The sequence below is a fragment of the Pseudomonas sp. 05N431 genome (assembly GCF_056397005.1).
In genome coordinates, this window is the sequence record NZ_JBFTMN010000002.1 from 365,500 (window position 1) to 377,775 (window position 12,276).

A 12,276-nucleotide genomic window follows, 5' to 3' on the forward strand; every position below is an offset into this window, starting at 1 on the left:
CTAATCCTTTAAGGTTGAAAATCCCAGCGCCAAACACCCCATTCAGCCCAAGGCTTGTTACCCATGCCCAAATCTGCTGACCGCACTCGCTCACGCACGCCCTCAATGCCGCGCATTCAGGCGCTCGACCCGCGTACCTCGGAGCAGATTTGGGAGAGCGCGCCACAACTGCTCGCCGCCTTGAACGGTGCACGCTTGGGCGCCTGGTACTGGGACATTGAACGCGGGCTGATCAGTTGGTCGCGGGGAACTCAGGCCCTGTTCGGGTTTGATCCAAGGCAGCCGCTGCCAGCCAACCTGGAGTACCTGGATCTGTTGCCGGCGGAGGATCGCGCAAAAACGCTGCGGGCCTTTAACGCTGTGGTCGCTGGCGCACCGCTGGAACAGGCGATGCATCACCGGATCCGCTGGCCCGACGGCAGCCTGCACTGGCTGGAGATCAACGGCAGCCTGATACCGGACAAACAAGGCCGGCCACGGATGATCGGGGTGATCCGCGAGATCACCCATCAACGCCAGCGCGAACAGGCCCTGAGCAGCTCGGAGAAACGTTTCGCAACACTATTTCACCTAAGTCCAAACATGGTGTTGCTGACCCGTCAGGAGGACGGCCTGATCAGCGAAGCCAATCAATACTTCGAAAGCCTGTTCGGCTGGCCCGTGCACAGCGTGATCGGCCGCACGACACTGGAACTGGGCCTTTGGGTGAACCCGGAGCAACGCGCCAAACTGGTCAAGGCAACCAAGGCCAAGGGCGAGCTGGTCAGCATGGAGGTGCAGTTTCGCGCCAGCAACGGCCAGGTCCACGACGGCATTCTCAGCGCGCAAAAAGTTGAACTCGAAGGCCAGGCCTACCTGCTCAGCACTTTCCTCGACACCAGTGAACGCAAACTCGCCGAGCAAGCGCTCAAAGACAGCCAGGAGCGCCTGGACCTGGCCCTGGATTCAGCGCAACTCGGCACCTGGGACTGGCACATTCCCAGCGGCATGCTCTATGGTTCGGCCCGCGCCGCACAGCTGCACGGCCTGGACCCGGTGCCCTTTCACGAACCCTTCGATGCGTTTTTCGAAGGCGTGCCCGACGATGAACGCGGCAGCATGCGCGACGCCTACCGCAGCCTCCGCGAAGGTCCGGCCGGCAATTATCAGCTGACCTACCGCGTGCAATTGGCCGACGGTAGTTCGCGCTATCTGGAAAGCCGTGCACGGCTCTATCGCGATGAGTCCGGCGCCCCTCTGCGCATGGCCGGTACGTTGCTCGACATCACCGACCAGGTGGAGCGCGAGCAGCGCCTGATCACCTCCGAAGAAAAATTCGCCAGCCTGTTCCAGGTCAGCCCGGACCCGATCTGCGTGACGCGCCAGGACACCGGCCAGTTCATCGAGATCAACCCAGCCTTCACTCAGACCTTCGGCTGGACCACCACCGACGTCATCAACCGCAGTGCCGACGAGATTGGCCTCTGGGACGCTTCGGTGAAGCGTCAGCAACGCATTGAGCAGGTGATCCGCGAACAGGCGCTGAACAACGTCGCAATCATCGTTCACCACAAGGACGGGCAACCCCTGACCTGCGTGATTTCCAGCCGTCAGATCAGCGTCGGCAACGAGCCATGCATCGTGACCACTCTGCGCGACATCACCCAGCAACAGCGCTCCGAGGCTGCACTGAAGGCCAGTGAAGAGAAATTCGCCAAGGCGTTTCACTCCAGCCCCGACGCCATCACCATCACCGAGCGCGACAGCGGACGCTACCTGGAGGTCAACGACGGCTTCTGCCGCTTGACCGGCTACAACGCCGATGAAGTGGTGGGTAAAACCGTGTATCAGGTCGGTATCTGGGCCGAAGAAAAACAACGCTCAAACCTGCTGGCCGAGTTGAAAGCCAAAGGCCGGGTTCATCACCAGGAAATGCTTGGTCGCAACAAGCGCGGTGAAATTCTCACCGTCGAGGTTTCGATCGAACCCATCACCCTCAACGAAACCGCCTGCCTGCTGATGACCGCCCGGGACGTCAGCCTGCTGAAAAACGCCGAAGCGCAGATCCGCCACCTCGCCTACCACGACCCACTGACCAACCTGCCCAACCGCGCCCTGCTGATGGATCGCCTGAGCCAGCAGATCGCCCTGCTGAAACGCCACAACCTGCGCGGCGCCTTGCTGTTCCTCGATCTCGACCATTTCAAGCATATCAACGACTCGCTCGGTCACCCGGTGGGCGACACCGTGCTGAAAATCATCACTGCGCGCCTCGAAGCCAGCGTGCGAATGGAAGACACTGTGGCGCGACTGGGTGGCGATGAGTTTGTGGTGCTGTTGAGCGGCCTGGAAGGGACGCGCAACGCGGTCAGCGAACAGGTTCGCGAACTCGCCGACACGATTCGCGAGTTGCTGTCCGAGCCGATGTTCCTCGACGGTCAGCGCCTGCAAGTCACACCGAGCATCGGCGTGGCCTTGATCCCCGATCACGGCTCAACCCCGACCGACCTGCTCAAGCGTGCCGACATTGCCCTGTACCGAGCCAAGGATTCGGGACGCAATGCCACACAGATGTTCCACAACACCATGCAAAAAGCGGCCAGTGAACGCCTGCGGATGGAAACCGACCTGCGCCTGGCCCTTACGCGAGGTGAGTTCAGCCTGCAATACCAGCCTCAAGTGGACGCCCAGGACAACCGCATTATCGGTGCCGAAGCCCTGGTGCGCTGGCGTCATCCGCTGTTGGGGGAGCAATCGCCCACCGAATTCATCAAGGTACTGGAAGACAGCGGGCTGATCCTTGAGGTCGGTACCTGGATCCTCGATGAAGCCTGCCAGGCCTTCAGGCAATTGATCGATAGAGGCCTGATCGACCCGCTGAACTTCAGCCTTTGCGTGAACATCAGCCCACGACAATTTCGCCAGAACGACTTTGTCGAACGGATTGAACACAACCTGAGCAACCATGGACTGCCGTACTCGCTGCTCAAGCTGGAGATCACCGAAGGCATCGTCATCCAGAACCTGGACGACACCATCAGCAAGATGCGCCGCCTGAAAAAACTCGGCGTCAGCTTCGCCATGGACGACTTTGGTACTGGCTACTCCTCGCTGACTTACCTCAAGCGCCTGCCGGTGGATACCTTGAAGATCGACCAGTCGTTCATCCGCGATGCGACCAGCGATCCGAACGACGCGGAAATCATCCGCGCCATCGTGGCCATGGCCCGCAGCCTTGAATTGACGGTAATTGCCGAAGGTGTCGAAACCACCGAACAGCTCGAGTTCTTGCAGGGGCTGGGCTGCCACTTGTATCAAGGCTACTTGCACAGCCAGCCGTTGCCGCTGGAGGGTTTCCTGAAACTGCTCAAATGACGGGCACAAAAAAGGGCGCCAGTGGCGCCCTTTCTCATCGCGATGACTCAGTGTTCCAGAGCCGGTTTTTGCGTCCCGTTGATCGGGATACGCTTGGCTTTCGCTTCTTCCGGCACGACCCGCAGCAGGTCGATGTTCAACAGTCCGTTGCTCAGGCCCGCGGACTTGATTTCAATGTGGTCCGCCAGACGGAAGGACAGCTTGAAGGCGCGCTGGGCGATGCCTTGGTACAGATAGGTGACAGCTTCATTGGCGTCACGTTTGCCGCCACTGATGGTCAGCACACCTTTCTCCACTTGCAGCTCCAGGTCTTCTTCCTGGAAGCCAGCGGCTGCGATGACGATGCGGTATTCGTCGTCGCCGTGTTTTTCGACGTTGTACGGTGGATAGGTGCTGCCTGGCTCATTGCGCAGCGCTGACTCGAACAGATCGTTGAAACGATCGAAGCCCACCGAGGAACGGAACAGTGGAGCCATGGAAAATGCAGTACTCATGATTCAAATCTCCTGAAAATAATCAGCAAGTTTTTTGTCTCCGCGACCCGAATTCGGCATCGCGTACTCCTTAGATAAGGACCGCTGATTGCATTTCAAGAGATTATTTTGTGTTTTTTTTCAACAAAGGTTTCAGGCTGCTTCGCACGCCTGCAGACCTAGTAAGCGCGAGACCTGATCCAGCTCAGTCTCACGACGCAGGACGGTGAACAGCTCAACCGCTTCGGGATAATTGCGGGTCAGCATCGCCAGCCACTGCTTCAAGCGACCCGGCGACTGGCGTGGCGTCATCTGCGCCTTGGCTTGCAGCCAGAAGTCCTGAAGCAGCGGCAGCAACTCGGCCCAGGTCATTTCGACCACCTCTTCACCGGCCCGTGCGGCAGCGATTTGCCGCGCCAGATCGGGGCGCGACACCAGGCCGCGACCGAGCATGATGTCTTCCACGCCGCTGATTTCGCGGCAACGGCGCCAGTCTTCAACGCTCCAGATATCGCCATTGGCGAACACTGGCACCTTGACCACTTCCTGCACCCGCGGAATCCATTCCCAATGCGCTGGCGGCTTGTAGCCGTCCGTCTTGGTCCGTGCGTGCACGACGATGTGCGCAGCACCGCCCTCAGCCAATGCCGTGGCACAGACCAGAGCGCCGTCGGGGCTGTCAAAACCCAAACGCATCTTGGCCGTCACCGGGATATGCGCCGGCACTGCGCGGCGCACATGTTCGACGATTTCGTTGAGCAGCTCTGGCTCTTTGAGCAGCACCGCGCCACCACGGGACTTGTTCACGGTCTTGGCCGGGCAACCGAAATTCAGGTCGATCACCTCCGAACCCAGCTCACAGGCCAGCGCCGCGTTTTCTGCCAGGCACACCGGATCGGAACCGAGCAATTGCACGCGCAACGGCACGCCTGAAGCGGTCTTGGCGCCGTTCAGCAGTTCAGGGCCGAATTTGTGATAGTAGGCAGGCGTAAGCAGTTGATCGTTGATCCGAATGAACTCGGTCACGCACCAATCGATACCGCCAACACGGGTCAACACGTCCCGCAGGATGTTGTCGACCAACCCCTCCATGGGCGCCAAAGCAATTTGCATGGAAAACACTCAACGAAAAACGTGCGGCAGTTTACTGGATTGCACGAGAAATCTGCAGAACATCGCTGATCCCTTGTGGGAGCGAGCTTGCTCGCGATTCAGGCGGCGCGGTTTATCAAGCACACCGCGTTATCGTTCATCGCGAGCAAGCTCGCTCCCACATTAGATCAACGCAGGGCCGTAGCCTTCGATGAATTCCGCCGGCATGCGCTTGGGTTTGCCGCTGGACAGCTCGATGCAGACAAACGTGGTTTGCGCCCGCAACAGCGTGGAGTTATCGCTGGGGCGTTTCAGCTGGAAGTGCCGGGTCATTTTCAGGCGCTGATCCCAGTCGACGATCCAGGTCGCCAACTGCAACTCATCACCCTCATAGGCAGCGGCCAGGTAATCGATTTCGTGACGCACCACGGCCATCGCCCGGTCCAATCGCCGATATTCGGTCAGGTCCAGCCCGAGGCGCTGCGAATGGCGCCAGGCGCAGCGCTCGAGCCAGGTGACGTACACCGCGTTATTGGCGTGCCCCAGCCCATCGATGTCCTCGGCAGCGACCTGCAGGTCAATGATAAACGGCGTTGCCCGATCCCAGCCCATGCCCCACTCCCGGTCAGATTATTCGACCGGGGCAGTGTAACGGATGATCAGGCCGATTGGCGCGCCTGCAAGCTACGACCGGACAGCAGCGACAGCACGCCTTCGATCACTCGCGGATCCGCCAGCACCCGCTGATGCCCACCCTCCTCCAGGCGCAACAGACGACTGTCAAACCAGGCGTCGTGAATCAATTGCGATTCATTGACCGAGACAAAGACGTCGTCTTCGGCGTGTACGATCAGCCCCGGCATATCCAGCTGGTAATGGGCGACATCCAGTCGTGAAGCCTGGATACCCACATCCCGTTCAACCTTGCGGATAAACGCCGAACGCGCCTTGGGTGGCATGCGAACGTGGCGGGCAAAACCGCGCAATACGGCGAGAATCCGTGCCGGCGCGGCGATACTGACCAGGGTTTCTGTGCGCAAACCCAATTGAACGGCAAGCATCGCACTGGCGCCGCCCATGGAGTGGCCGATGACCGCTTGCAAAGGAGGCAGCTCTGCCGCCGCCTCAAGCATCGCCCGAGCAAAAAGCACAACGTTGGCCTCGCGGCCAGGCGAGCGACCGTGAGCCGGACCATCCAGCGCGACCACGGTGTAGCCGGCGTCTACCAGCGCCGTGATCAGGCTGGCGAATTGCGTCGGCCGACCTTCCCAGCCGTGCATCAGCAGCACCGTCGGGCCCTGCCCCCAGCGCAACGCTGAAAGGCCGAAGCGCAGGGTGATCCGCTCGGACTTCGCCAGCAGCGGCATTTCCCAATCACGCAGAGGCAGCTCGCGCGGCGTCATGAACACCGAACGCATCTTGCTCGCCACCCATTGCGGTGCAACCCAGCCCAAGGTGCCGTTAACGCCACGAACCCAACTTAACGTGCTCATCGCTCATCTCCAAAGGCTTGCGCTTCAGGTCATAGCACCGCCGACTTGGCGGCACGCAGCAATCGATCGGACAACTCACCGGCTCCCAGCGCCCGCGCCAGGGCCAAACCACCGACCATCAGCGCCAAGTCAGCCAGCGCTTTGTCGGTGTCTTCCGGGCTGGCGGCCAACTGCGCGACCATCAGCTCGATGTGTTCATTCAAGGCCTGACGGAAGTCATCCGGCAGACGCCCCAGCTCGCCTATCGATGCCGGAATCGGGCAAGCTTGCTCGGTGGAATCACGGTGTTTGCGTGACAGGTAAAACGCAGCGACCAGCGCCCGGCGTTCTTCACCGGTCAGCGAGGGGTCCATTTCGGCGATCAGCGCCCGACGCTGGCCGAGCAATTGCGTGAAGGCCTCCAGCATCATGGCGTCCTTGCTTTCGAAGTGGGCGTAGAAGCCGCCGACGGTCAGGCCGGCAGCGCCCATCACTTCACCCACGCTAGGCTCTGCCGGGCCGCGCTGGATCAGTGCAGAGCTGGCGGCCTGGAGAATGCGTTCACGGGTTTGAGCTTTTTTGTCGTTCATCGTTGCCTCCGAATATTACGATTAAAATATTATTCTCATAATAATTTTACGCAAGTCGTTGATGTGACCGTTGGTCAGAAGAACAGTTTTGGGAGAATGGGGGAATGGTCAAACGCCAGACAAACAAAAGGGCCATTCAATAATTGAATGACCCTTATAAATCCCGCAGAGCGGGTAATCGTGGCGTCCCCTAGGGGACTCGAACCCCTGTTACCGCCGTGAAAGGGCGGTGTCCTAGGCCACTAGACGAAGGGGACGCAAACCCTTCTATACAACTGATCAGCGCTGAGTACTGATCGATTCAAGGCCGGTGTGGCCATACCTTGAACTGTAAAATTGGTGGAGCTAAACGGGATCGAACCGTTGACCTCTTGCATGCCATGCAAGCGCTCTCCCAGCTGAGCTATAGCCCCGGATTTTTCGCCTCGCGGCGGAGTGACATCTTGCAACATCACTTCTGTAAAACTGGCGTCCCCTAGGGGACTCGAACCCCTGTTACCGCCGTGAAAGGGCGGTGTCCTAGGCCACTAGACGAAGGGGACGCAAACCCTTCTATACAACAGATCAACGCTGAGTGTTGATCGCTTCAAGACCGGTGTGGCCAGGCCTTGAAGTGTAAATTGGTGGAGCTAGACGGGATCGAACCGTCGACCTCTTGCATGCCATGCAAGCGCTCTCCCAGCTGAGCTATAGCCCCTCATCGCTGAGGACGGGGCGAATCTTAATGGCGCATCGGAAAGCTGTCAAACTTATTTTTAACAATTTTCAAAATTTTTTGCCGCCATAACAATCACTTACCGCCCTCCCCCCGAAAAATGGGGGGTGACGCCGAAGAGCAAGATCAAAAGATCGCAGCCTCCGGCGGTTCCTGCACGGGGTCAAACACCTCAGGCGATAGCGCCCAGGAGCTTTTCCCATTCTTTGTTTTCTTTCTTCGACACGCCACCGAGCAAGTCGATCGCCTGGCGCAGACGGAAACGCGTCAGGTCCGGACCAAGGATTTCCATCGCATCCAGCACCGACACCGAGCTGGCCTGGCCAGTGATGGCCGCGAACATCAGCGGCATGGCATCACGCAATTTCAGCTCCAGGGATTCGACCACCGCCTGAATGGTCGCCGTGATGCTGTCCTTCTCCCACTGACGCAGGCTTTCGAGCTTCCACAGGATCAACTGCATCAACTGGCGAACCTGATCGCCCGAGAGCTTCTTGGATTCGAACAGCTTGGCATCCGGGGTCATGCCACCGGCGAAGAAGAATCCGGCCAACGGTGCGATCTGGCTGAAGGTTTCAACCCGACCCTGCACGTGAGGTGCGATCTTCATCATGTACTCAGAGTTCAGCGCCCAGGTCTGCACGCGGCTGGCAAACTCTTCCACCGGCAGATCACGCAGCCATTGGCCGTTGAGCCACGACAGCTTCTCGATGTCGAAAATCGGCCCGCCGAGGGAAACGCGCTTCAGGTCGAAGTTGTCGACCATTTCCTGCAGCGAGAACTTCTCGCGCTCGTCCGGCATCGACCAGCCCATGCGGCCGAGGTAGTTGAGCATCGCTTCCGGCATGAAGCCCATGCGCTCATAGAACGTGACCGAGGTCGGGTTCTTGCGCTTGGACAGCTTGCTCTTGTCCGGGTTACGCAGCAGCGGCATGTAGCACAGCTCTGGTTGCTCCCAGCCGAAGTACTCGTAAAGCAGGATCAGCTTCGGCGCCGATGGCAGCCACTCTTCACCACGCAATACGTGGGTGATGCCCATCAGGTGATCGTCGACCACGTTGGCGAGGAAGTAGGTCGGCAAGCCGTCGGTCTTCATCAACACTTGCATGTCCATGCGATCCCACGGGATCTCGACGTCGCCACGCAACATGTCCGGCACCACGCAGACGCCTTCGGTCGGCACCTTCATGCGGATGACGTGCGGCTCGCCAGCGGCCAGACGACGCGCCACTTCTTCCTTGGAGAGCAACAGCGCACGGCCGTCGTAACGCGGGGTTTCGCCACGGGCCATTTGTTCGGCGCGCATCTGGTCCAGCTCTTCAGCGGTGCAGAAGCACGGGAACGCGTGCCCCAGGTCGACCAGCTGCTGGCAGTACTTCTGATAGATGTCGCCACGTTCGCTCTGGCGATACGGACCGTGCGGGCCGCCTACATCCGGGCCTTCGCTCCAGTTGATGCCCAACCAGCGCAAGGCATCGAAAATCTGCTGTTCGGACTCGCGGGTCGAACGCAATTGGTCGGTGTCTTCAATCCGCAGGATGAACTCACCGCCATGCTGCTTGGCAAAGCAGTAGTTGAACAAAGCGATGTAAGCGGTGCCGACATGGGGATCGCCGGTAGGCGATGGCGCGATGCGAGTGCGGACGGTGGTCATGGCATGTCTCGAAAGAATATAAAAAGCGGAGATGAAACAAAGGGCGAATGGTAACAGGCGTTACCCGCCCGGCTCCAGTGAGCAGGGCATTTAAGCCAACGTTGGGGCTACAAAAGGCTCTGGCACCGCTCAATGGCTGATTATCAATAAGTGGCATTTACCGCTTATCGGCTATATGACAGATTCGAGTACTGATAAATCTCCTTACACTTTCTCGACTACAGTCTGCTCATGCCTGCCCAACTCAAGCGTCGCCTGTTTACTTTCCTGCTGATCGTCCTGCTGGTTGCCGGGGGCTTCTTCGCTGAATGGTTCTTCAAGGGACGGTTTTACGAAAGCACCGATAACGCTTATGTCCAGGGTGAAATCACCCGCGTCTCCAGCCAGTTGGGCGCGCGCATCGAGGAAGTGCTGGTGCAGGACAACCAGCATGTCGAAAAAGGCCAGTTGCTGATCAAACTCGAAGGCGATGACTTTCATCTCGCCGTCGACCGCGCCAACGCGACCCTCGCCACCCGCGAAGCCGAGCGCCTGCAAGCCCAGAGCAAACTGACCCAACAAGCCAGCCTGATCGCCGCCAGCGAAGCTCAGGTCGCCTCCAGCCAGGCCACCCTCGGCCGCTCGCAAATCGATTTGTCCCGCGCGCAAACCCTGCGCAAACCGGGTTATGTCTCGGAAGAACGGGTGACCACCCTCTCCGCCGACAACCGCATCGCTCGCTCGCAAGTCGCCAAAGCCCAGGCTGATGCCCAGGGCCAGCGCCAGCAGGTCAATGCCTTGACGGCCGAGATCAAGCGCCTGGACGCCCAAATCGCCAACGCCAAAGCCGATCTGGCGCAGGCCCAACTGAACCTGACCCGTAGCGAGATTCACGCACCGATCAGCGGCCTGATCGGCCAGCGTGCTGCCCGCAATGGCCAATACGTGCAGGCGGGCGCTTACCTGCTGTCGATCGTCCCGGACCAGGACATCTGGATTCAGGCCAACTTCAAGGAAACCCAGATTGGCCACATGCAACCCGGCCAGAAAGCCGAACTGACCTTCGATGCCTACAGCGACACACCGATCGAAGCCCGGGTCGACAGCCTGTTCGCCGCCTCGGGCGCGCAGTTCAGCCTGCTGCCACCGGACAATGCCACCGGCAACTTCACCAAAGTGGTGCAACGGATTCCGGTGAAACTGACGTTTGCTGCCGACAACCCGCTGCACGGCAAGATCCGCCCGGGCATGTCGGTCACCGTCAAAGTCAACATCAAAGACCCTGGCGATGGCCGGTGATCAACTGATCCGCCCGGTCGGCGAACCGACCCGGCGGGACTGGATTGCAGTGATGAGCGTGATGCTCGGCGCCTTTATGGCGGTGCTCGACATCCAGATCACCAACGCCTCGCTCAAGGACATTCAAGGCGCGCTGTCAGCGACCCTGGAAGAAGGCTCGTGGATTTCCACCTCGTACCTGGTGGCGGAAATCATCATGATTCCGCTCACCGCGTGGCTGGTGCAACTGCTCTCGGCACGACGCCTGGCGGTGTGGGTTTCGCTGGGTTTTCTGGCCTCCTCCCTGCTCTGCTCGATGGCCTGGAGCCTGGAGAGCATGATCGTGTTCCGCGCCTTGCAGGGCTTCACCGGCGGCGCACTGATCCCGCTGGCGTTCACCCTGACGCTGATCAAACTCCCCGAACACCATCGCGCCAAAGGCATGGCGATGTTCGCCATGACCGCGACCTTCGCGCCTTCCATCGGCCCGACCCTCGGCGGCTGGCTGACGGAAAACTGGGGCTGGAAGTACATCTTCTACATCAACATCCCGCCGGGGCTGATCATGATCGCCGGCCTCATGTATGGCCTGGAGAAAAAAGAAGCCCACTGGGAATTGCTCAAAAGCACCGACTACATGGGCATTCTCACGCTGGGCGTTGGCTTGGGGTGCTTGCAGGTATTTCTTGAGGAAGGCCATCGCAAGGACTGGCTGGAGTCGAACCTTATCGTGACGCTGGGCTGCATCGCCCTGCTGAGCCTGATCACCTTTGTGATCGTGCAAGTGTCCAAGCCCAATCCGCTGATCAATCTGGGCATCTTGCGCAACCGCAACTTTGGCTTATCGAGTATTTCCAGCCTGGGCATGGGCGTGGGGCTGTACGGCTCGATTTATCTGCTGCCGCTGTACCTGGCGCAGATCCAGAGCTACAACGCCTTGCAGATCGGCGAAGTGATCATGTGGATGGGCGTGCCGCAGCTGTTCCTGATTCCGCTGGTGCCGAAGTTGATGAAGTTCGTTTCGCCGAAGTGGCTGTGCACGCTCGGTTTCGGCCTGTTTGGCTTGGCGAGCATTCTTTCGGGCGCACTCAACCCCGACTTCGCCGGACCACAGTTCAATCAGATCCAGCTCGTCCGCGCGGTGGGCCAACCACTGATCATGGTGACCATTTCGCTGATCGCCACCGCCTACATCCTGCCGCAGGATGCAGGCTCGGCTTCGAGCCTGTTCAATATCCTGCGCAACCTCGGCGGCGCGATTGGCATCGCCCTGCTCGCGACCCTGCTGGATGCGCGAACCAAGACCTACTTTGACTATTTACGCGAATCGATCGTGCCGACCAACCCGCAGGTGGCCGAGCGCATGGCGAGCATGATCGATCGATTTGGCAGCGAAACGGCGGCGCTGGGCAAACTCAGTGAGATTACCCATCAGCAAGCCTTGATCATGGCCTACAACGATGCGTTTCACTTTGTCGGGATTGCGCTGGGGGTGAGCATGCTGGCGATCCTGCTGACCAAGGCGTTGCCGCCCGGGTTGAAGGCTGGCGAAGCGCATTGAGACCGCGGCGCCCCTATCGCGAGCAAGCTCGCTCCCACATTGGACCGCGCACGCCTGGACAACGCGATCAACTGTGGGAGCGAGCTTGCTCGCGATGAGGCCATTTCA

General features: G+C 59.7%; 9 protein-coding genes and 4 tRNA genes. 3 read left to right on the top strand and 10 right to left on the bottom strand.

Features of this window, described 5'->3' with window-relative positions:
• The first annotated feature begins 63 nt into the window (after positions 1–63).
• Complete coding sequence (locus AC1DIG_RS04740; protein WP_477766354.1) at positions 64–3,354, top strand: PAS domain S-box protein; 3,291 nt, start codon at positions 64–66, stop codon at positions 3,352–3,354.
• Between the two features lie 47 nt (positions 3,355–3,401).
• Here the strand turns inward: AC1DIG_RS04740 and AC1DIG_RS04745 are convergent, their stop codons facing one another.
• The 10 genes from AC1DIG_RS04745 to gltX all read right to left on the bottom strand — a co-directional run bounded on the left by AC1DIG_RS04745 (position 3,402) and on the right by gltX (position 9,350).
• A complete protein-coding gene (locus tag AC1DIG_RS04745; RefSeq protein WP_477766355.1) occupies positions 3,402–3,848 on the bottom strand; it encodes an Hsp20 family protein in 447 nt (148 codons plus the stop codon).
• A 132-nt stretch (positions 3,849–3,980) separates the two neighbouring features.
• Positions 3,981–4,940, bottom strand: a complete 960-nt coding sequence (locus tag AC1DIG_RS04750) for a tRNA dihydrouridine synthase (RefSeq protein ID WP_054596614.1) — start codon at positions 4,938–4,940, stop codon at positions 3,981–3,983.
• Between the two features lie 162 nt (positions 4,941–5,102).
• The gene (locus AC1DIG_RS04755; RefSeq protein WP_477766356.1) at positions 5,103–5,531 is read right to left on the bottom strand and encodes an acyl-CoA thioesterase; all 429 of its coding nucleotides are present in this window, start codon (positions 5,529–5,531) and stop codon (positions 5,103–5,105) included.
• A gap of 47 nt (positions 5,532–5,578) precedes the next feature.
• Entirely contained in the window at positions 5,579–6,412 is an 834-nt protein-coding gene (locus tag AC1DIG_RS04760; protein WP_427530987.1) for an alpha/beta fold hydrolase, read from the bottom strand.
• 29 nt (positions 6,413–6,441) lie between these two features.
• The gene (locus tag AC1DIG_RS04765) at positions 6,442–6,981 is read right to left on the bottom strand and encodes a TetR/AcrR family transcriptional regulator (protein ID WP_477766357.1); all 540 of its coding nucleotides are present in this window, start codon (positions 6,979–6,981) and stop codon (positions 6,442–6,444) included.
• Positions 6,982–7,162: 181 nt separating this feature from the next.
• Positions 7,163–7,238: transfer RNA gene (locus tag AC1DIG_RS04770), tRNA-Glu, on the bottom strand.
• Between the two features lie 80 nt (positions 7,239–7,318).
• Positions 7,319–7,394: transfer RNA gene (locus AC1DIG_RS04775), tRNA-Ala, on the bottom strand.
• 53 nt (positions 7,395–7,447) lie between these two features.
• A tRNA-Glu gene (locus AC1DIG_RS04780) sits at positions 7,448–7,523 on the bottom strand.
• A 79-nt stretch (positions 7,524–7,602) separates the two neighbouring features.
• Positions 7,603–7,678: transfer RNA gene (locus AC1DIG_RS04785), tRNA-Ala, on the bottom strand.
• 190 nt (positions 7,679–7,868) lie between these two features.
• A complete protein-coding gene (gltX, locus tag AC1DIG_RS04790) occupies positions 7,869–9,350 on the bottom strand; it encodes a glutamate--tRNA ligase (RefSeq protein ID WP_477766358.1) in 1,482 nt (493 codons plus the stop codon).
• 231 nt (positions 9,351–9,581) lie between these two features.
• On the opposite strand from gltX, the gene AC1DIG_RS04795 reads away from it, so the two are divergent.
• Together AC1DIG_RS04795 and AC1DIG_RS04800 are read left to right on the top strand one after the other, a co-directional pair.
• The gene (locus AC1DIG_RS04795; protein WP_477766359.1) at positions 9,582–10,628 is read left to right on the top strand and encodes an HlyD family secretion protein; all 1,047 of its coding nucleotides are present in this window, start codon (positions 9,582–9,584) and stop codon (positions 10,626–10,628) included.
• Positions 10,618–12,168 (top strand): MDR family MFS transporter, encoded by a 1,551-nt coding sequence (locus AC1DIG_RS04800; RefSeq protein WP_477766360.1) that lies wholly within the window; start codon positions 10,618–10,620, stop codon positions 12,166–12,168. The genes AC1DIG_RS04795 and AC1DIG_RS04800 overlap by 11 nt, the downstream gene beginning before the upstream one ends.
• The last annotated feature ends 108 nt before the right edge of the window (positions 12,169–12,276 follow it).

Excerpts from the sequence above, each read along its gene's own strand:
- AC1DIG_RS04740 (WP_477766354.1), top strand. The coding sequence starts at position 64 with ATGCCCAAATCTGCTGACCGCACTCGCTCACGCACGCCCTCAATGCCG.
- AC1DIG_RS04745 (WP_477766355.1), bottom strand. The coding sequence starts at position 3,848 with ATGAGTACTGCATTTTCCATGGCTCCACTGTTCCGTTCCTCGGTGGGC.
- AC1DIG_RS04750 (WP_054596614.1), bottom strand. The coding sequence starts at position 4,940 with ATGCAAATTGCTTTGGCGCCCATGGAGGGGTTGGTCGACAACATCCTG.
- AC1DIG_RS04755 (WP_477766356.1), bottom strand. The coding sequence starts at position 5,531 with ATGGGCTGGGATCGGGCAACGCCGTTTATCATTGACCTGCAGGTCGCT.
- AC1DIG_RS04760 (WP_427530987.1), bottom strand. The coding sequence starts at position 6,412 with ATGAGCACGTTAAGTTGGGTTCGTGGCGTTAACGGCACCTTGGGCTGG.
- AC1DIG_RS04765 (WP_477766357.1), bottom strand. The coding sequence starts at position 6,981 with ATGAACGACAAAAAAGCTCAAACCCGTGAACGCATTCTCCAGGCCGCC.
- gltX (WP_477766358.1), bottom strand. The coding sequence starts at position 9,350 with ATGACCACCGTCCGCACTCGCATCGCGCCATCGCCTACCGGCGATCCC.
- AC1DIG_RS04795 (WP_477766359.1), top strand. The coding sequence starts at position 9,582 with ATGCCTGCCCAACTCAAGCGTCGCCTGTTTACTTTCCTGCTGATCGTC.
- AC1DIG_RS04800 (WP_477766360.1), top strand. The coding sequence starts at position 10,618 with ATGGCCGGTGATCAACTGATCCGCCCGGTCGGCGAACCGACCCGGCGG.